The 19,364-nt window shown below is 67.7% G+C and carries 19 protein-coding genes; 15 read left to right on the top strand and 4 right to left on the bottom strand.

Annotated features, from left to right (window positions below; all coding sequences use genetic code 11):
• Positions 1-3 precede the first annotated feature (3 nt).
• The gene (locus AB0J62_RS14000) at positions 4-1,575 is read left to right on the top strand and encodes an MFS transporter (protein WP_363869110.1); all 1,572 of its coding nucleotides are present in this window, start codon (positions 4-6) and stop codon (positions 1,573-1,575) included.
• On the opposite strand, the gene AB0J62_RS13995 is transcribed toward AB0J62_RS14000, so the two are convergent.
• Positions 1,559-2,095 carry an ion channel gene (locus tag AB0J62_RS13995; protein WP_363869107.1) on the bottom strand — a complete coding sequence of 179 codons (537 nt, stop codon included), beginning with the start codon at positions 2,093-2,095 and terminating at the stop codon, positions 1,559-1,561. The genes AB0J62_RS14000 and AB0J62_RS13995 overlap by 17 nt on opposite strands.
• Positions 2,096-2,236: 141 nt before the next feature.
• Between AB0J62_RS13995 and AB0J62_RS13990 the strand changes: the two genes are divergently transcribed.
• Complete coding sequence (locus AB0J62_RS13990; protein ID WP_363869104.1) at positions 2,237-3,730, top strand: DUF2252 domain-containing protein; 1,494 nt, start codon at positions 2,237-2,239, stop codon at positions 3,728-3,730.
• 39 nt (positions 3,731-3,769) lie between these two features.
• Here AB0J62_RS13990 and AB0J62_RS13985 read toward each other — a convergent pair whose 3' ends face one another.
• Positions 3,770-4,150, bottom strand: coding sequence for a PLDc N-terminal domain-containing protein (locus AB0J62_RS13985; RefSeq protein WP_363869101.1), 381 nt, complete (start codon positions 4,148-4,150; stop codon positions 3,770-3,772).
• A gap of 162 nt (positions 4,151-4,312) precedes the next feature.
• Between AB0J62_RS13985 and AB0J62_RS13980 the strand changes: the two genes are divergently transcribed.
• From AB0J62_RS13980 to AB0J62_RS13955, 6 genes are all read left to right on the top strand, one after another.
• Complete coding sequence (locus tag AB0J62_RS13980; RefSeq protein ID WP_363869098.1) at positions 4,313-4,879, top strand: HdeD family acid-resistance protein; 567 nt, start codon at positions 4,313-4,315, stop codon at positions 4,877-4,879.
• A 128-nt stretch (positions 4,880-5,007) separates the two neighbouring features.
• Positions 5,008-5,205, top strand: coding sequence for a three-helix bundle dimerization domain-containing protein (locus AB0J62_RS13975; protein WP_363869095.1), 198 nt, complete (start codon positions 5,008-5,010; stop codon positions 5,203-5,205).
• 27 nt (positions 5,206-5,232) lie between these two features.
• Entirely contained in the window at positions 5,233-6,204 is a 972-nt protein-coding gene (locus AB0J62_RS13970; protein WP_363869092.1) for a ring-cleaving dioxygenase, read from the top strand.
• Positions 6,204-6,833: an alpha/beta hydrolase gene (locus AB0J62_RS13965; RefSeq protein ID WP_363869089.1), complete on the top strand. Its 630-nt coding sequence runs from the start codon at positions 6,204-6,206 to the stop codon at positions 6,831-6,833. The genes AB0J62_RS13970 and AB0J62_RS13965 overlap by 1 nt, the downstream gene beginning before the upstream one ends.
• Before the next feature lie 186 nt (positions 6,834-7,019).
• Positions 7,020-7,994 (top strand): glycoside hydrolase family 16 protein, encoded by a 975-nt coding sequence (locus AB0J62_RS13960; protein WP_363869086.1) that lies wholly within the window; start codon positions 7,020-7,022, stop codon positions 7,992-7,994.
• Between the two features lie 64 nt (positions 7,995-8,058).
• Positions 8,059-8,736, top strand: coding sequence for a GntR family transcriptional regulator (locus tag AB0J62_RS13955; RefSeq protein ID WP_363869083.1), 678 nt, complete (start codon positions 8,059-8,061; stop codon positions 8,734-8,736).
• A 64-nt stretch (positions 8,737-8,800) separates the two neighbouring features.
• Here the strand turns inward: AB0J62_RS13955 and AB0J62_RS13950 are convergent, their stop codons facing one another.
• The gene (locus tag AB0J62_RS13950) at positions 8,801-10,132 is read right to left on the bottom strand and encodes a vanadium-dependent haloperoxidase (RefSeq protein ID WP_363869080.1); all 1,332 of its coding nucleotides are present in this window, start codon (positions 10,130-10,132) and stop codon (positions 8,801-8,803) included.
• A 135-nt stretch (positions 10,133-10,267) separates the two neighbouring features.
• Here AB0J62_RS13950 and AB0J62_RS13945 point away from each other — a divergent pair, with 135 nt between their 5' ends.
• The 7 genes from AB0J62_RS13945 (at position 10,268) to AB0J62_RS13915 (ending at position 17,896) form a co-directional block, all read left to right on the top strand.
• The gene (locus AB0J62_RS13945; protein ID WP_363869077.1) at positions 10,268-10,900 is read left to right on the top strand and encodes an RNA polymerase sigma factor; all 633 of its coding nucleotides are present in this window, start codon (positions 10,268-10,270) and stop codon (positions 10,898-10,900) included.
• 2 nt (positions 10,901-10,902) lie between these two features.
• Positions 10,903-11,598, top strand: a complete 696-nt coding sequence (locus AB0J62_RS13940; RefSeq protein WP_363870451.1) for a Rieske (2Fe-2S) protein — start codon at positions 10,903-10,905, stop codon at positions 11,596-11,598.
• A gap of 363 nt (positions 11,599-11,961) precedes the next feature.
• Complete coding sequence (locus AB0J62_RS13935; protein WP_363869074.1) at positions 11,962-12,258, top strand: cupredoxin family copper-binding protein; 297 nt, start codon at positions 11,962-11,964, stop codon at positions 12,256-12,258.
• Complete coding sequence (locus AB0J62_RS13930; protein WP_363869071.1) at positions 12,255-13,202, top strand: metallophosphoesterase; 948 nt, start codon at positions 12,255-12,257, stop codon at positions 13,200-13,202. Before AB0J62_RS13935 ends, AB0J62_RS13930 begins: the two co-directional genes overlap by 4 nt.
• Positions 13,199-13,615 carry a hypothetical protein gene (locus AB0J62_RS13925; protein WP_363869068.1) on the top strand — a complete coding sequence of 139 codons (417 nt, stop codon included), beginning with the start codon at positions 13,199-13,201 and terminating at the stop codon, positions 13,613-13,615. The genes AB0J62_RS13930 and AB0J62_RS13925 overlap by 4 nt, the downstream gene beginning before the upstream one ends.
• A 40-nt stretch (positions 13,616-13,655) precedes the next feature.
• Positions 13,656-15,026 (top strand): hypothetical protein, encoded by a 1,371-nt coding sequence (locus AB0J62_RS13920; protein ID WP_363869064.1) that lies wholly within the window; start codon positions 13,656-13,658, stop codon positions 15,024-15,026.
• Between the two features lie 128 nt (positions 15,027-15,154).
• Complete coding sequence (locus AB0J62_RS13915; RefSeq protein ID WP_363869061.1) at positions 15,155-17,896, top strand: AAA family ATPase; 2,742 nt, start codon at positions 15,155-15,157, stop codon at positions 17,894-17,896.
• On the opposite strand, the gene AB0J62_RS13910 is transcribed toward AB0J62_RS13915, so the two are convergent.
• Positions 17,876-19,192 (bottom strand): NAD(P)/FAD-dependent oxidoreductase, encoded by a 1,317-nt coding sequence (locus AB0J62_RS13910; RefSeq protein WP_363869058.1) that lies wholly within the window; start codon positions 19,190-19,192, stop codon positions 17,876-17,878. The genes AB0J62_RS13915 and AB0J62_RS13910 overlap by 21 nt on opposite strands.
• Between the last annotated feature and the right edge of the window lie 172 nt (positions 19,193-19,364).

Below are 19,364 nucleotides of genomic sequence, written 5' to 3'. Positions count from 1 at the left end.
GTCATGACCGAGGAGACACGGAGCGTTCCGCCGGGGACGGCAGCCAGCCCAAGGCTCGCCGTCCTCTTGGCGATGGCGATGTTCGTGCTGGTCGTGGACACCTCGCTGATGAACGTGTCCATCTCCTCGGTGGTCAGGGACCTCGACACGACGGTGAGCGGCGTCCAGTCCGCCATCGCGCTCGAGGCGCTGGTGTCCGCGGCCTTCATCCTGATCGGGAGCAAGGTCGGTGATCTGATCGGCCGCAAGCGCGCCTACCTGCTGGGTCTGCTCGGCTACGCGATCGGCGCTCTGGCGATGGCCCTGGCCCAGAGCCTGACCGCGATCATCGTGTTCTGGGCCCTGGTCGGCGGACTCGGGGCGTCGCTGCTGCTGCCCGCCATGCAGTCCCTCATCCACGGCAACTTCGAAGGCGCGGCCCAGGTGAAGGCCTATGCCATGGTCGGAGCGGCCGCTGCGCTGGCTGCTGCCGTCGGGCCGCTGCTCGGAGGCTTCATCACCACCTACCTGTCGTGGCGGATAGCGTTCCTGCTCGAGGTTCTGGTGATCGCGATCGTGGTCACCGGTCAGCATCTCGTTCACGACGTGCCGTACACCGGTTCCCGGAGAGTGGACGTGGTCGGCGCCATCTTGTCGGTGCTGGGCATGGGCGGCATCGTGCTGAGCGTCCTCGTGTGGCAGGAAGGTGGGGAGTATGTCGGTCTGATCATGGCCACGGGCGCCATCGCCCTCGTGGCGTTCATCCGCTGGCTGGTGCGACGCAAGCGGCAGGGCAAGCCGACGCTCCTCGACCCGGGCCTGTTCAGTTCCGCTGTCTATCGCCTCGGCATCTCCGGTCAGATGCTCCAGCAGATCGCTCTGGGCGGCACCATGATCGTCCTGCCGATCTATCTGCAGATGGTCCTCGAGTACAACGCGATGCAGGCGGGCCTGTCGCTGGCACCGCTCTCGCTGAGCATGTTCGGGACGGCGATCCTGGCCGAGAAGAAGGCGGGCGGGCGACGCCCGGGCAGCATCATCCGGTGGGGATTCACGTCGTTGACCGTGGGCCTGCTGCTGCTGATCCCGATCGTGCCGCGGGCGGACTCCGGCTGGATCCTGATCGGGCCCCTGATCATCGCCGGTCTGGGGCTGGGGCTGCTGGTGTCGCAGCTGAACAACTACACGCTGGGGCCGATCTCGGAGGAACGGGTCAGCGAGGCGGCGGGAGTCAACTCGGCGGCGGGATCGTTCGGGCTGTCGTTCGGGCTGGCATTCGCCGGTGCCATCATGCTGGCCGCCCTGTCGTTCACCTTCACGAATCTGGCGGATTCGAGCACGGTCCTCCCGCCGGCGCAGCAGGAGCAGGTCGCCCAGGCGCTGGAGAGTGACGCGGAGGTGATGAGCAACACCGAGCTCGAGAAGCAGCTCGCCAAGCAACCGCAGGCGATCCGGGACGAGATCATCCGCATCAACACCGACGCACGGCCGATCGCCCTTCAGGTAGCGCTGGGGATTCCGATTCTCGCCGGTCTGGCCGGGCTGGTGAACTCGTTCCGCATGGTGCGGGCGACGCGAGTCACTCCCGATGACTGAGGCTGTGCTGGACGGCACCGAAGAGGGTGCGAGCGACAAGACCGACGATGATGAGATCACCGATCATCTGCACGGTGGCAACCGCGCGGGCGGATTGTGACACCGCCACGATGTCGCCGAAGCCGACGGTCGCGAAGACCGTCACGGTGAAGTACGCCGCATCGAGCCGGCTCAACGGCTCGGAGAAGTTCGCGGGCTGAGCACGTCCCATCAGGAAGTAGGTCGTGGCGAAGACCGTGAGGAACAGCGGCACCGACGTCGCCAGCGCCCCGACCGCCCTGAGACGGGGATAGGGCGAGCGGGCGATCTCGCGGATCTGCCAGGCCAGCAGGACCGCCACGAAGATGAGCCCGCCGACCAGGGTTACGACAGCCACGGCGCCGTCCAGCCGCAGGGGAAGGAGGAAATAGCCGGCACCGATGGCCACCGACACCAGCAGCGAACGCAGCAGCGATACGGCCGCGACGCGGCGGCGGGTCCGCGGGGGGAGCTGGGCGTAGCCGGCGTCGCGATTTCTCACACCGTCAGTGAAGCCCGAACCCGCCTCGGCCGGTTCATCCGGCGGGGGTGATGCCGGCTGAGCGCCCCCGGTGTTGGCTGGGGCCCCTGGGGGATCAGAGTCTGCTGACCTGGCGTGAACCTGTCCGGAGGGAAGAGCGGCATGAGCGCACGGATCACGATGGTGGAGGCAGGGAAGGCGTCACCGGCACCGCGATCGGCTCGTGCCGACGGTGGACCGGCGTACGCTTCCCGTCGTCTCGCGCCGGCCGACCGGGCCCGCCTGGGACTCGCAGCGCGGGCAGCGCTGCCGCCACGCGAGCAGGCGGAGCTGGTCCTACCCTCCAATCGTCCGGATCCGGTCACGCTGCTCGAGCGGCAGGCCCGGCCCCGCATCGCCGAACTGGTGCCGGTGCGGCACGGCAGGATGATGGTGTCGCCGCTCGCCTTCTTCCAGGGCAACGCCCTCGGGATGGCCACTGACCTCGGCGCGGCACCGGTATCGGGTCTCGGCGCGCAGTTGTGCGGTGACGCGCACCTGTCGAACTTCGGAGTGTCCGTGTCGCCCGAACGGCGACTGCTCTTCGACATCAACGACTTCGACGAGACCGTCGCCGGTCCCTGGGAGTGGGACGTCAAACGTCTCGCCGCGAGCCTGGCGGTGGCCGGCCGCGGGAACGGGTTCTCCCGGAAGGAGCGCCGCAAGTGCGTGCTGGAGAGCATCCGGCGCTATCGCGATGCCAGTGCCGAGTTCGGAACCATGCGGGCTCTGGACGTCTGGTACGCCCGTGCCGACATCGATGAGGTGGAGGCGGCACTGCGCAGCAAGATGACCTCGAGCCGGCGCATCAACGTCGACGAGACCTTGCTGAGGGCACGCGGCAGCGGGAGCCTCAAGGCCTCCGCGAAGCTCACCGAGATGACTGATGACGGCGTCCGGCTCAAGGCCTACCCGCCGTTGATGGTTCCGATCGCCGAGTGCCTGCCCGACACCGATCGGGAAGAGCTCGAGAACGGGGTCAAGGAGCTGCTGACCCTCTACCGCCGGTCGTTGCCACCCGAGCGGCGGGACCTGTTCGACCAGTTCGAGTTCGTCGACATGGCCCGCAAGCTGGTCGGGGTGGGCAGCGTCGGCACGCGGTGCTGGATCGTGCTGCTGCGCGGCAGGGACGACGGTGATCCACTGCTCCTCCAGGTCAAGGAGGCCGAGCCCTCGGTGCTCAAGACGATGGTGCCCACCGTGCTCAGGCAGCGGTCCGCTCCGCGCAACGAGGGGGAGCGCGTGGTGGTGGGGCAACGTCTGATGGAGGCAGCCAATGACATCTTCCTCGGCTGGCAGCGGGTCCCAGGCATCGACGGACGGACCCGCGACTTCTACGTCCGGCAGTTGCGGGACATGAAGGTTTCGGCCGCGGTGGAGAAGATGGACCCGCGCAGTATGACCATGTACGGCCAGTTGTGCAGCTGGACCCTGGCCAGGGCCCACGCCCGATCCGGTGACCGGATCGCGCTGGCGACGTACCTCAACAGCGACGACGCCTTCCCCGAGGCGATGGCGGAGTACGCCGAAGCCTATGCCGACCAGAACGAGCGCGACTACCAGGTGTTCCTGGACGCCATCAAATGCGGCCGCCTGGACGCAGAGAGTGGCTTGTAGCGAAGTCTGGCCGGCATTACGCGTAGGACGGACGACAGGTCAAGCGGCCAGGGCCTTCGCCTTCAAGGCGTCGAACTCAGCTTGCGAGATCTTGCCGTTGTCGAGCAGCGAGCTGGCCTGGGCGATCTGGTCGGTCGGACTAGCCGATCCCGCGACCTGCTTGATGTAGTCCTCCTGCTGGCGCTGGAGGGCGGCGCGGCCGGTAGCCTGCCGCTCGGCCATACCCCTGCCGCGGACGATGACATAGATCAGCGCGGTGAGGAAGGGGAAGAAGAGAAGGGCGACAAGCCAGATCGCTTTGACCCATCCTGAGGTCGCGCTGTCGCGGAACAGGTCCGTGATGATCGAGAACAGCATCATCAGGTAGGCGACGAACGCGAAGCTGATGATGATGAACCACACAATGTCCCAGAAACTCATTGCAGCGTCCTTTCTCGGGTGCGCGAAACGCGCCTGATCAACCCTGGCGTCTCGCGGACGGAGCGTCCTCACCTCTCGGGGATGATCTTCCGCGCCTCGATCCGGACCAGGATGAGCCTGATCGCACAATCTGTCGTGTGCGCCGGCCGGGGAGGTCTGGACATGGATCGGGAGCTGTTCACGTCGAGCTGGAAAATGACGGTGGTCCGCGGAGCGGTCGCCGTCGTGTTCGGGATCGTGGCGATCGCCTGGCCGATCGAGACCGGGCTCGCCCTGATGCTGCTGTGGGGATTCTGGGCGTTGCTGGAAGGCGTCAGCCTGCTGGTGCAGGCGTTTCGGTCCAGCGGGCAGGAAGGCCGGTGGGGACGTGCGCTCCTTGGCGTGACCGCACTGATCGTGGCGTTCTTCGCGATCTTCAGTCCGGGCGTGACGGCGCAAACACTGACCTGGATCTTCGGCATCTGGCTCATCGTCCGCGGGGTGTTCGAGACCTTCACGGCGTTCAGCAGCTACCGGCTCACACCCCGCTGGCTACTCCTCCTGGGGGCCGCACTGTCGATCCTCCTGGGCGTGTTCTTCGTCGCCAACCCCGGCCGCGCCGCGGTCGGTATCGCGGTCTGGCTCGGTCTGATCGCGTTGTGCTGGGGCGTCGTCTTCATCGTGGCAGGCTTCCTGAACCGCCGTGAACACCGCTGGCCCGCTGCCCCGGCCAACCCCGCACCAGCCTGAGTTCGGGACCTCGGCCGGCTCGGTCCTGGACAGTTCGAGGGGCGCGCACCTCATCCGTGGCGAGTGATTGGTGCGGCCATCACCGCGGGCAGGTTGTGTGCGGGATGGTCGGAGTTCATGGTGGAGGTATGAACAGTGCGGATGAGGACCGTGCGATCGGTGAGGTGGTCGATCGGCTCGCCAAGGCGTTTCCGAGCGTCGGAGTGGACAAAGTGGCCCAGGTGGTGAGTGACACCCGGCCGGAGTTCGCGGATGTGCCGATCCGAGACTTCGTGCCGTTGTTCGTCGAACGGGGCGCCAAGCAGCGGCTGCGGGAGCTCGTGTAGCCACGAACCCGGCGGGAGAGGGACGTAATGGCTGATTCGGTTGCACCGCACGGACTGCATCACGTGACGGCGATCGCGGAGGATCCGCAGCGCAACGTCGACTTCTACACGACGGTGCTGGGGCTGCGGCTGGTGAAACGAACCGTCAACTTCGATGCCCCGGACACCTATCACCTGTACTACGGCGATGCCTCGGGCCGGCCGTCGACCTTGCTGACGTTCTTCCCCTGGCCCGGAGCGCCGAACGGGAAACAAGGCACCGGCCTCACCACAGCCACTGCCTTCAGCGTTCCGCCGGAGTCTCTCGGCTGGTGGCAGCAGCGGCTGCAGGCCCTTGGTGTCGACGCGGACGCGCCGGTCGCCGGCGCTGACGAGGAGATCTTGAGACTGCGCGACCCCGACGGCCTGGTGATCGAGTTGGTCGCCTCCGAGGGCGACAGCCGGTCCGGTTGGGACGGTGTCGCGGCCATACCGTTCGACCAGGCGATCCGCGGCCTTTTCTCGGTGACCATGACCGAGCAGCTGCTCGACCCGACGGCCGAGATGCTCGACGGCCTGCTGGGGATGCAGCACGGCCAGGACACCAAGGACGGAACCCGATTCGTCATGTCGGGCGGAGCTGAGGGTACGGCGGTGGACGTCCGCCCCAGCAATGAGAATCGCGGAGTCCAGGCTGCCGGAACGGTGCATCACATCGCGTTCCGGGCGCCCGACGGCGAGACGCAGGCGAAGTGGCGTCTCGAGCTGATCGAGGCCGGAGTACAGGTCACCGAGATCCTCGACCGGCAGTACTTCACCTCGATCTACTTCCGCGAACCGGGCGGGGTCCTCCTGGAGATCGCGACCGACCAACCGGGCTTCACCGTGGACGAACCGCTGCTCGAGCTCGGCCAGCACCTGAAGCTTCCGCCCTGGCTCGAACCGAACCGCGAGCAGATCGAGAACACGCTGCCGTCGCTGCGCGTGCCACCGGCTCCGAAGCCCAGCGAAGACGGCTGATGAGCGAGGACCCGCTCCGGCGGCCGCACGTCTGGCAGCCGGGCTCGTCCGCGCCGCCGCTCCTGTTGCTGCACGGCACCGGCGGCAACGAGCACGACCTCCTGGTACTGCGCCAGCACCTCGCGCCTGACGCTCCCGTGCTGTCGCCGCGTGGGACCGTGTCGGAGCAGGGGATGGCTCGATTCTTCCGGCGGCTCCGCGAGGGTGTGTTCGACGAGGATGACATCCGGTTGCGTGCGGACGAGTTGGCCGACTTCCTCACCGCGGCGGAGACGACATACGACGTACCCGCTGGTTCCTGGGTAGCGGTCGGCTTCTCCAACGGGGCGAACATGGCGTCCGCGCTGCTCCTGCGCCACCCTGAGTCGCTCGCCGGCGCGGTGCTGCTGGCTGCGATGGTCCCCTTCGCGGAGGACGAGCCCCGGGACCACGCTCTGGCCGGCAAGCGGGTGCTGATCGTCAACGGTGACAGTGATCCGATGGCCACGCCCGACCAGACGAGCAGGCTGGCCGAGCAACTGCGCCGGCGAGACGCCGACGTCGCGCTCCTGCCGTTCTCCGGCGGCCACACCATCGATCCCGGCCAACTACCCGACATCAAGAAGTTCATCCAGACCATGGGGGACTGAAAGTGGTAAATACCCAACTACCCGGCACAACGTGCGCAAATGAATTGTTGGTATTTACCAGTGACCAGGCGACGATTCTCCGCCGATACTGCCTATGGTGAAACTCTTGCAGTTCACTCCCACGGCATTCATGCTCGACCCTGATCGGCTTCCGCCCGTCCTTGCCGTGAAGGAGACCCAAGAGCCATGTCACGTCAGCGAACGACCATCTTCCTCGCCGCCGCCGCGTCGATCGCCGCGGTGGTGAGCGGCACCTCGGCTGCGGCCGGCTCGACCGACCAGGCCGACGGCAAGACAGGCACCTGCGGCGTATTGTTCGACGACTTCCAGTACACCGCGGCGACCGATCCTGCGCTCGCCGACCACGGCTGGAATGCGCGCAGTGAAATGGGTGGTCCCGGTGTGCCGGGCACTGCCTGGCCGGCAAGCAACATCTCGTTCGTCACCACCGACGGCCAGAAGGTTGCGCAGCTCCGGGCGACGACCAACGGCACGGTCGCCGGTACGACGAACGCCGAGCTCCGCCGGACGACCATGAATCTGCGGAACGGGACCTACGCGACCCGCGTCCGGTACACCGACCAGCCTGCCACCGGAACGGACGGCGACCACATCAACGAGACCGCGTTCGCGATCGGTCCGACGAAGTTCGACTACGACCCGATCTACAGCGAGCTCGACTTCACCGAGTACCTGCCGAACGGAGGCTGGGGCGAGGTCGGCCCCGTCAACTTCCAGACGAGCTGGCACACCTTCCGTGAGGACCCGTGGGACGGGCGGACCGCGGAGGCCCGCCAGGACCGGTCGCTCGACGGCTGGCACACCTACGTGACGCAGGTCGGCAACGGCCACGTGAGGTACTACATCGACGGCAAGCTCACTGCCGACCACACTGTCGACCAGGACGGCAACACCGTGCTGCCGCGTCAGGACATGAGCATGAACTGGAACCTGTGGTTCATCGATCTGGACGGGCACCAGGGAACGTCGACAAGTGAGTACCGCGAGCAGGTCGACTGGGCGTACTACGCCAAGAACGACACCGTCTCGCCCACACAGGCAGACGCGCGCGTGCAGAAGTACCGCAAGCACTCCACGACCTACGAGGACTCCTTGAGCAACGCCGGGAGCTGCGAGAACTACCAGCCACCGGAGCACTGAGCCTCTGGCCCGAGCGCTGCGGCGTAACATACGAGACCTTCCGGCAGAACCAAGGAGGGTCCTCGTGGCAGGCAGCCTGCGAAAGCGAGATCGGGCGCGCGAGCACCTGCTGGGGCTGGTCGAGTCACGAGCGGTCGGCCAGCCCATCCCGTCCGAGCGCCAGCTGTCTGCCGAGCTCGAGATCTCCCGGCCTACGCTCCGAGCGGTGGTCGACGATCTGGTGCGCGACGGCCGGCTGGTTCGCGAGCACGGCCGCGGCATGTTCGTCGGAAGCCCCAAGGTCGCGCAACAGATCAGCGGCACCCACGGAGCGACGTACCCGACAGCACCGGGGACCTGGACCAGCAGGGTTCTCAGCCACGCCACGATCCAGGCCGGCACCTTGGTCGGCAGCCGGCTGCGCGTCCCACCGAACACCGCCGTACTGCGGATCGCCCGGCAGCGCTTCGTCAACGACGACCCGATCTGTCTGGAGACCATTCACGTCCTGCAGGAGATCGTCGCCGAGTTCGACGTACAGGCGATCGAGCAGCACTCGTTCTACGCGTTGCTCGAGGAGCGGTACGGCGTGATCCCGACCGACGCCGAACAGACCCACGCGGCAGCAGCGGCAGACGCCACCGAGTCGGCCCTGCTCGGAGTCGGCTTGGAAGCTCCCATTCTGGTCGTGGAGCGCACCACCCGCGACCAGAACGGCCGCAGGTTCGAGTTCACCCGTGCGGCCTACCGCGGCGATCGCTAACAGATCACAACTCACCTGAACCTTTCCAAGCCGGCAGCCGATCCCGCGAAATAGGCCGCCACTGTTACGGTCGCAGTTCCGGCTGGGTGATGACGGACCTCGCCAGCCTGTGGCCGAGTTCCTGCCCGGCGTAGTGGTCGAGCCTGGTGTGGACGCCGGCGTACAGGCGGCTGAGTCCGGCCTCGTCGGCGATGGCCTGCAGGGAGCGGAATCTCCGGGTGACGCCCGGAAGCACGTCGGACGTGACCGCGAGCCGCAACCGCGGATCGAACTCCTGACTCAGCAGGGTCGCGGCGGTCTGCGAGACCACACTGTGCGCGCCTGGGTACGACGGGTCGGCCGGTGTGGTGGCCAGCGGGTTCCAGCTCGGATTGGCCGTGGTGGCCGGGTTGCCGTCCTGATCAGCGAGCCGGATCGCCGTGATGGGCCGCCAGATCCGGAAGTGGTACTTGGCGTCGTAGAACGCGATGACCGCGTCGGCCAGCGCCAGGTTGAGCTGCGCGAACACCCGCGCCGCACGCACGAGGTCGTTGCCCTCGGCACCGATAGCCGTCTGGGTGATCTCGTTCCAGTAGTTCCAGATCGGCGCTGCCCAGAAGTTGGCCTGTTCGGTCTGGTCCTCGCTGCGGCCGCCGCTCGTGTCCTGGCCGAGCCGTTGGACCTCGTTGATCGCCGCGGCGTACCGCCGGCTGGCGAGGTCCGGATACGCTTCCGGGCGGAATCGGTCGGCCCGTTTGATCAAGAACGGCCTGACGGCTGACCAGTGCGTGAACACAGCGGGGGAGTTGGCCGGCGGCGTCGGCCGGTACTGGCTGGGTTCGGTGCCGGGAGCCAGCGGCGGCGGGACGGCCGCCGACCCGTCGTCTGCGCGCAGGTCGAGCAGGAGACGAGCGGTGAGCCGGCCCGCGGTGATGCCCGCATCGCGACCAGGCGTGTGGCCGAGAGCGCGCAGTTCGTCGGCGAGCCGGTGGCCCAGATCGACGGTCGCGGCCGGATACAGTGCGGCGAGAATGTCGTGTCCTGCTTGGGCTGCGGCGGCGACCGGCGAGGCTCCGGACGGCGCGTGCACCGCGAAGCGGTAGGGCGTACCCTTCCCGGTGGTGGCGACCACAGCGTTGTGGATCGCCGCATGCAGAAGTGCGAAGCTGCGGGTCGGGTGGATCGTGGGCGGCTGCAGACCCGCGGTGCGGACGATCTCGAGCAGGGCCTGGTTCCAGGCGATCACAACGGCAGCACCCGTCCGGGCTTGTCTGGTCACTTCGAGGGAAGGAACGCGGGCAGCCGTCTGAGCAGCAGCGAAGCTGGTGCTTGTTGCGCCGACGGCTACGGCCGCGACGGACACAACAGTCGTGCCACCGGCGATCAGCAGGCCGCGACGTGAGACTGGAGAGGTCACGATGACTCCACGGAGAAGATTCGATGGACATCAAGGGATAGCCGGACGGGTTACAGCCGGGGACTCGTGTAACCCGGGCACGTATTACAGGTGTGGTGTTGTGGCGGACCTGACGTGCGAACTGGACGGTGACGGGTGGCGGGACAGAAGGTGTGGGGACGGCGGAAGCTCGACGAGGGAGCGGACCCTGAGTTGGACCCTGAGTCGGACCCGGTGTCGGTCTCGGTACCCGCGGCCGCAGCGGTTCGTCTTCACGTGGTGACCGAGGACAGCTATTCCGACTGGGAGGCCGTCTACAACGACAATGTGGGCCGGGTCTACCGGATGATGTTCGCCAAGGTGGGCAACCGTCCCGACGCGGAGGATCTTACCGCCGAGGTGTTCGTGACGGCGTTGCGGCCGTTGCAGCTGTCGGCGAGCGTCGGCGAGGTCCGGGCTTACCTCTCGGCCACGGTGCGAACGGTGCTGGCGGCGTACTGGCGGCGAACACTGGGCCGGGAGATCACCCGGCTCGAGGAGGATTGGGCCTTGACCGAGCCGGTGACCGACACCGGCGACGGTGGCGCTGGTGGCGCGGTTGCCCGGGCGGAGGCGATCCTCGCGGAGCTGCCCGAGCGGTACCGGCGCATTCTGCAGTTGCGGTTCATCGGGTCGTGCTCGTTGAAGGCAGCCGCGAAGGAGCTGGGAGTCACCGTGGGCAACGCGAAGGTCCTGCAGCACCGGGCGCTTCGGCAGGCCGCGGCTGTGGCAGAGAGAATGGAGGTGTGACCATGCGCGGAGTACGCCGATTCGTCGAAGATCTACTGAGCCGGCGTCGGACGAAGCCTTTCGCTGTCGACCCGGCGGACGAGTCACAGATTCGGACCGCGATCGCGTTGCGCGCTGCCGGTCCTGACACCGAGCCGAGCGACGAGTTCGTCAGCTCCCTGCGCGAGCGCTTGCGGACCGAGCTGGACGATGCGCCGCCGGTGCGGGAGGTGTCGCCGGTGCGCGAGGTGCGCGGCAGCCGTCGCCGGTTCGTGTTGTCGATCGCTGCGGCTTCCGCGGCATCGGCCGCGGTCGGCGTCGGCGCCGAGATGGCGCTGAGCGGCGGGGGAGCGGTGACGGCGGAGCCTGGCGACGCGACGGTCACGCCCGACAACGGGGAATGGCGCGGGATCGTGGCAGTCAAGGATCTGCCGGATGGCGCCGTGCGGCCGTTCGACGCGGGGAGCATCGTCGGCTTCGTGCACCGCTCCGGCGACGAGCTGAACGCCGTGTCCGGCGTGTGCACTCACCTGGGGTGCAAGCTCGCTCTTGATGGCCCGGCGCGCCAGTTGAAGTGCCCTTGTCACAGTGCGACCTTCGGAGTCGACGGCGCGGTCGTGCAGCACCGGCTCCCGATTGCCCTTCCACCCCTGCCCAAGCTGATGGTCCGCGAATCCGAAGGTGTGGTCCAGGTCTTCGTCCCACCCCGCCAGGCGTAACCAACCACCGCCCATCACAGACTGAGGGCCGGACGAAGTCACCGCCACGACAACCGCCCGGCCCTCGGCGCGTACGCCGGTCGGCGTCTCAGTCGGTCTTGCCGAGGAGCAGCCGGACGTCCGTACGCGAGGTGACCCCCTCATGAGGGGGGCGGCACGGAAGCAAGGTCGCATCAGGTGTAACCCGGCCGGCTATTGATGGGCATGAGAAGCATTCGTTTAATCCGGCCCGCGGTCACTGCGCTCGCGGCGACCGGTGGTCTGATAGCCCTCGCTGCGTGTGGAAGCGCCGATAACCAGTCCGGAGCGGCGCCGGCCGCCGCCTCGTCCCAGCCGTCTCCGACGGACTCGGAGATGCCTGGTATGTCCATGTCGCCCGCACCGAAGGCCGGTCCGGCAGTCGCCGCCAATTCTGTGGACATCAAGGAGTTCGCCTTCGGTCCGCAGAACATCACCGTCAAGGTCGGTACGACGGTGACGTGGACGAACGACGACCAGGACCCGCATACGGTGACCAGCCAGAACGGTAGCGGCCCGTTGAAGTCGAAGACGCTGCAGAACGGTGACAAGTTCCAGTACACGTTCACCAAGGCCGGCACGTTCAACTACCTGTGCACCATTCACCCCTTCATGACCGGCACGGTGGTGGTCACCGCATGAGCGTCGAGAACGATCAGAGCCCAGAAGGTATGACGCGTCGTCAGTTGATGCGTCACACCGCGTGGTTCGGTGCGGCCGTGGTGCTGACGGTGGCAGGTGGCGAGGTGATCAGCCAGGTCACCGGCCCCGGCGAGGCGCCCGCTGCGATCGCCAATGATCCGAACGCGTTGCGATTCATCCAGATCAGCGATAGCCACCTTGGCTTCAAGGGCACCGCGAACACCGCCGTCGAGGAATCCTTCACCGAGGCGATCGACCAGATCAACGCGCTGCCGTACCGGGCGGACTTCGTCGTACACACCGGAGACCTGACCCATCTGTCGACACCCGCGCAGTTCGACCAGGTCAAGCAGATGATGAGCGGCCTGAACACCGGGCATGTGTTCACGGTCCCGGGGGAGCACGACTCGGTCGACGATCACGGCCAGAAGTACCGGGCCGCCTTCGGCAAGGGCACCGCCGGCGACGGCTGGTACAGCTTCGACATGCACGGGGTGCACTTCATCTCGCTGGTGAACACGCTCGGGCTGGAGTCGCTCGGTCACCTCGGCACCGAGCAGCTCGCGTTCGTCCAGAAGGACGTCGCGAAGCTGTCGTCGGACACCCCGATCGTTGTCTTCAGCCACATTCCGCTGTTCGCGCTCTATCCCAAGTGGGGCTGGGGAACCAACGACGCCACGCAGGCACTCAGCTATCTCAAAAGGTTCTCGTCGGTGACGTGCCTCAACGGCCACATCCACCAGTTGTTCACCAAGACCGAAGGCAACGTCACCTTTCACAGCGCGACCACGACCGCCTACCCGCTGCCCCACCCTGGCGAGGCTCCAGCACCGACACCGGTCACCTTGCCGGCCGGAAAGCTGAAGGACGCGCTGGGCATCCGCGAGGTCCAGTACCTCGAAGGCACCGACCGGCTTGCGATCAAGGACGTGAAACTGGCATGAAGGTTCCCCGCCGTACGCTCGAGGCACTCCCGCTGTCCATCTGCCTCGCGACCAGCGGCTACATCCACGCGCAACTGTACGTCCGCAGCTACCACTTCATCCCGACCATCGGGCCGTCGTTCCACTGGGATGCGGCCGCCTCGATGGCAGTGGCCGTACTCCTCCTCATCCGCAATGCCGGCGTACTGCGGATCCTCGCTGCCGGGCTGTGTCTGAGCGGCCTCGGCGGGTTCACGCTGTCGCGCACAGTGGGCCTGTTCGGATTCACCGAGCGCGGCTGGGAGCCCTCGCCGCAGGCTCCGCTCAGCGTGGTCGCCTGGGTGGCTGCGCTCGTTCTGCTGCTGATCCCTGCGGTCCGACAGTTCCGGGAGCACCAGAACTCCACGAAACATGTTGCCGTCGGCCACGAATAAGGGTCGGGCCGGAATCGATCGAACGGAGCGCCTTGCAGGTATGGAGAATCATCAGCATCAAGCCGTAGTGCTCGGGGGAAGTATGGCCGGTCTGCTCGCCGCGCGGGTGCTGGCCGAGCACTTCGAGCGAGTGACCATCGTGGACCGTGACGAGCTGAGCGGGGAGTGGGCCGGCGATCCGGTGGCCGATCCGCGAGAGCGCGAGGTACGGCGCGGCGTACCGCAGGGCCGGCATCCACACGGAATGCTGACCGCCGGGCTCAATGTCGTCGAACAGCTGTTCCCGGGAGCGACCGACGAGCTGATCGCAGCCGGTGTGCCGAGTGGTGACGTGCTCGGCAACGTCCGGTTCTGCACCAACGGGCACCGGCTGCGACAGGTGCCGGTCGGGATGACCGCACTCTCGTTCAGTCGGCCGTTCTTCGAGAACTACGTACGGGCGAAGGTCCTCGCGATGCCGGGTATCGAGCTGCGCGCGGGCACGGACATCGTCGGGATCGACGCCGATCCCGAGGCCCGGCGAGTGATCGGGGCCTTCGTGCACCGTCGCGACGCGGCCGGAGTCGAAGCCGTTCCGGCGGACCTGGTCGTCGACGCGACCGGCCGCGGGTCGCGAATGCCGCGATGGCTGACCGAGCTGGGCTACGGGCGCCCGCCGGAGGAGAAGGTCGAGCTCGACCTCGCGTACGTGTCGCGGCACTACGAGGTCGACCCGGGGACGCTCGAGGGCGATATCGCCATCATCATCGGGCCGTCCGCGCTCGCTCCGCGTGGGGGAGCGGTCATGCTGCAAGAGGCCGGCCGAGCGGTCGTCACGTTGTTCGGCATCCTCGGGGATCACGCTCCGCTCGACGATCCGGGGTACCGGGCCTACGCCCGCGGGCTGCCGCTGCCGTACGTGGCCGACGTCATCGAGCGGTCGAAGCCGCTCGACGAGCCGGTGAAGTTCCGGTACCCGGCCAGCGTGCGGCATCGCTACGACCTGTTGCAGCGTTTTCCCAAGGGTTTGGTCGTCGTCGGGGACGCGATGTGCTCGTTCAACCCGATGTACGGGCAGGGTATGTCGGTGGCGGCTGTGCGGGCGCTGCGCCTCGGTGATGCACTGCAACGCGATGGTGCAGCCGGGTTCGACGCGCTGCGCTTCTTCCGGGCTGTGCGCCCTGTCATCGACATCCCGTGGCAGATCGCGGTAGGCGGTGACACTGCCCTGCCCGGGGTCGACGGACCGAGCGACGCCCGGACGCGACTGGTGAACCGCTACCTCGACCGGCTGTACGCCGCCGCCGAGCACGACGAGGTGGTGTCGGTGGCCTTCAGCCGGGTGACGAACCTGCTCGATCCGCCGACCGCGTTGTTGCGCCCGGCAATCGCCGCGCGAGTCCTGACTCACCGGCGCTCCGCGGCTGCCTGACGCGCTGGCGACAAAGACGTGCTGGGTGATTTCGCTGAGTGGTCAGGCGTCCTGTGTCCCGGGAGGTGTTCGTGGTTTCCTCCCGGGACCTGATTGCCGGTCGCGTGCTTGCCGGTAAGACTGAGGCCGTGCCCATCTTGCGGGGGCGTGAGTCCGAGTGCCGGCGGCTGGAGCGGCTGGTCGATGCCGTCCGTCACGGTGACAGCCGGGCCTTGGTGATCTCCGGAGAGGCGGGGATCGGCAAGTCGGCGTTGCTCACCTATCTGGAGGCCGAGGCTTCCGGCTGCTCGGTGGTGCGGGTGGCCGGCGTACAGGCGGAGATGGAGCTGGCTTACGCAGGCTTGCATCAACTGTGTTCGCCGCTGCTGGATCGGCTGGACCGGATCCCCGTGCCGCAGCGTGATGCGCTCCGCACTGCCTTCGGCCTGGGATCCGGGCCGGTGCCGGATCGCTTCCTCGTCGGCTTGGCCCTCTTGAGCCTGCTGGCCGCCGCGGCGGCCGAGCGCCCGCTCGTCTGCGTCGTCGACGACGCACAATGGCTCGATCGCACGTCGAGCGAGACTCTTGCGTTCGTGGGTCGCAGGTTGCTGGCGGAGTCGATCGCGCTGGTGTTCGCTCTGCGCGATTCTGCAGACGTCCAGTCGTTCGCGGGGCTGCCGCAACTGGTCCTGGGCGGGCTGCCGCCGGAGGATGCGAAGGACCTCCTGGCGGCAGCGATTCCCGGACCACTGGATGACGCGGTGCGGGAGCGTATCGTCGCCGAGACACGCGGGAATCCACTCGCACTGCTCGAGCTCCCCCGGGGCCTCAGTTACGCCGAGCTGGCGGGTGGCTTTCGCTTGCCTGAATCGCACGACCTGTCGGATCGGATCGAGTCGAGCTTCCAGCGCCGGCTCGACGTACTGCCGCCCGATACCCGCCGGTTGTTGCTGCTGGCGGCCGTCGACCCCACCGGGGACCCGGCGCTGCTCTATCGCGCGGCAGCTGCCCTCGGTATCGAGGTGGATCAGCACGACCTGAGCGGATTCGGCGGGCTGCTCCAGTGGGGCACGCGCGTGATCTTCTGCCATCCACTCGCGCGGTCGGCTGTCTGGCGAGCGGCGGCAGCGGAACAGCGCAGGGAGGCACACCGTGCGTTGGCCGAAGCCACTGATCCGGTGCGCGACGCGGACCGCCGGATCTGGCACCTTGCGCAGGCAACGCAGGAACCCGACGAAGGTCTGGCCGCCGAACTCGAATGCTCCGCCGAACGGGCACAGGCCCGCGGGGGTCTGGCAGCAGCCGCTGCCTTTCTCGAACGAGCGACACAACTGACCCCGGACCGCACGCAGCAGGTACGACGCGCCCTCGCCGCCGCGCGCTTCGAACTCCAGGTCGGCGCTCCGGACTCGACGTACAGGATGCTCTCGATCGCCGAGAAAGGTGACCCCGACGATCTTCAGCGCGCACACATCGACCTGCTGCGAGCGGAAGCCGTCTTCGCGTCGAGCCGCGGCCATGAGGCTCCTAGACTCCTCCTGAACGCCGCACACCGACTGGAATCGCTGGATACCAAGCTGGCTCGGGACACCTATCTGGACGCGCTCTCCGCCGCGATGTTCGCCGGGCGACTCGCCGTTCGCACGGGTGTCGGTGTGGCCGAGGTGGCGCAGGCCGCGCGGCGGTTCCCGCGCTCACATGAGCCGGACCATGCTGACCTGCTCTTCGATGCGCTCGCCACCCGCTTCACCGACGGTTACGCCGCGGCGGTCCCGCTGTCGAAGCGAGCGCTGCGGGCATTCCGCAGTACCGACCTCACGCTCGCGGACAGCCTGCGATGGTCCTGGCTCGCCGATGCGATCGCGGCGGACCTGTGGGACGACGAGAGTTGGGACGTTCTCGGCGGCCGCCACGTCCGGCTGGCCCGGGAGGCGGGAGCGCTTGGTGAGCTCGTCCTCGCGCTCAACTCGCGCATCGTTCTCGAGCTGTTCGCGGGTCACTCCGCGACAGCGGTGGCGCTGACCGACGAAGCGAATGTCGTGACCGAGACGATCGGAGCGCCCTCGGTGCCGTACGGCGCACTCTGGCTCGCGGCCTGGCAGGGCCGCGAAGAGGAAGCGTGCGAGCTGATCGGGACCCGGGCTGTCGAGGCGGCTGCCCGCGGAGAAGGAATCGGCCAGACAGTGGCGCAGGCAGCCCACGCCGTACTCCTCAACGGCTTGCAGCAGTTCGAGGGCGCGATGGCCGAAGCCCGGCTGGCCGGCGAGTCTCCACAGGAACTGGCCGCGTCCAACTGGGGACTGACAGAGTTGATCGAGGCAGCCGTCCGCGCCGGCCACGATGACGTAGCTGCCGAGGCGTTCGCACGTCTCTCGCCGATGACGAGCGCGAGTGGCACGGAGTGGGCACTCGGACTGGAGGCTCGGTGCCGCGCGTTGATCAGTGATGACGACAGCGCGGAGCCGCTCTACCGCGAGGCGATCGAACGGCTCGGCCATACCCGGGTGCGTGCCGAGCTGGCCCGGGCCGGTCTCTTGTACGGCGAATGGCTGCGCCGCCAGGGCCGCCGCCAGGAGGCCCGTGAACAGCTGCGGGCGGCGTACGAGAGGTTCACCGAGATGGGAGCCGGGGCTTTCGCCGAGCGCGCCCGTCATGAGCTCACCGCCATCGGCGAGAAGTTGCGTCGGCGCGCCGTCCCTGCCGCGGGCCAGCTGACCCCTCGTGAAGCACAGGTCGCCCGCCTGGCTCGGGACGGGCTGTCCAATCCCGAGATCGGTGCCCGGCTGTTCCTGAGCCCTCGCACCGTCGAGTACCACCTGGGCAACGTCTTCGCCAAACTCGGCATCACCTCCCGCCACGAGCTCGACCGTCTACCCAGTGGCGTCCGATAGCGACTGGCTCGCGACGGACGGGTTCGTGCACTCGAGTCGCACCCGGCTCGCGTCGACCAGGCCGAGCTGTACTGCCCGCGGCGGCATGATCGTGTTGATAGCCCAATCCGTTGAGGTGCGAGTGCGGTTACCCGGCAGGGAGTAGAGGTGGTAGCTGCGGGTGACGGTCTTGGCGGCCAGGCCGGAGAGCGGGACCTGCAGCGGGTTCGCGGCTGCCCGGAAGCCACCCAGATCGACCAGGAAGCCGAGGTCGTGATGCTTGTAGGGCTGCAGGTCGTCCCCTCTCAGCGAGGCCATGACGTTGCGGGCCACCAGCTTGCCCTGCCGCTGGGCGTGCTGCGCGGTCATCCCCGTGATCGAACCCGGACGCGTGACGTCGGGCACCGCCGCGCAGTCGCCGACGGCGAACACGTGCGAGCGGCCGCGCACCACGAGTGTCTCGTGAACCTGCAGGCGGCCATGATCGGTGGGCAGTGACAGCGCGTCGACCAGTGGGTCCGGGCGTACCCCGACGCACCAGATCAGCGATCGGGTGGTGATCTCCTCACCCGTCGTCATCCGCAAGCACTCGGGACCCGCGTTGTCGACGGACTGCCCGAGACGTACTTCGACCCCACGCTTTCGCAGCACCCGCTCGGCGGTCTTCGACATGCGCGGGCCGAGTCCCGGAAGGAGCCGGTCGGCGAGGTCGGCGACCAGCCAGCGCACCGGCTGGTTGCGCAGGGCAGGAAGCTGACGAACCAGACGATTCGTCAGCAACTGGCCCTGCGCGACGACCTCGGTCCCGGTGTAGCCGGCGCCGACCACAACGAACGTGCACCTCGCGTCACGCTCGTCGCGATCACTGGTGACGGCGGCGAGCTCCAGTTGGCGGGTGATGTGATCGCGCAGGAACAACGCCTCGGAGATGCTGCGGAACCCGTGGGCGTACTCGGCCACCCCCGGGATGGGGAGCAGCTTGTTCACGCTGCCCGCGGCGAGTACGAGACGATCGAAGTCCGTGACGTTGAGCCGCCCCTCTGGGTCGGCCCACTCGACCCGGTGACCGTCGATGTCGATGTGCGTGGCGGTTCCCAGCAGCAGTTTCACCTTCGGCAGCCGGTCGGGCAGCGACACGCAGATACGGCGCGGTTCGAGGATCCCCGCCGCCACCTCGGGCAGCAACGGAACATAGAGGAAGTAGTCGGTCGGATTGATCAGCACGATCTCCGCGTCGGGAGCGTGCTTCTGCAGACCTCTGGCGGCGTGGTACCCCGCGAACCCGGCACCCACGATCACTACCCGTGGAACGCTCATCGATAGTCAGGGGCCCGAACCGTGAGGTGCCCGGTTCCCCGTCCTCCTCTCGAACGGTACGGCGGAGTCTTCCGCCTCGGGATCAGCCTGCGCGCCCGGCAGCGGGCATCGCATCCGGGAGGCACGGGGCCGATACACCGGGGGTGCCGGGCCGGGCGCTCTTGGCGTCGGA

Source organism: Kribbella sp. NPDC049584 (assembly GCF_040675555.1).
Classification (GTDB): domain Bacteria; phylum Actinomycetota; class Actinomycetes; order Propionibacteriales; family Kribbellaceae; genus Kribbella.
The sequence above is the reverse complement of the archived record's forward strand: the minus strand, read 5'-3'. Positions and strand labels throughout refer to the sequence as shown.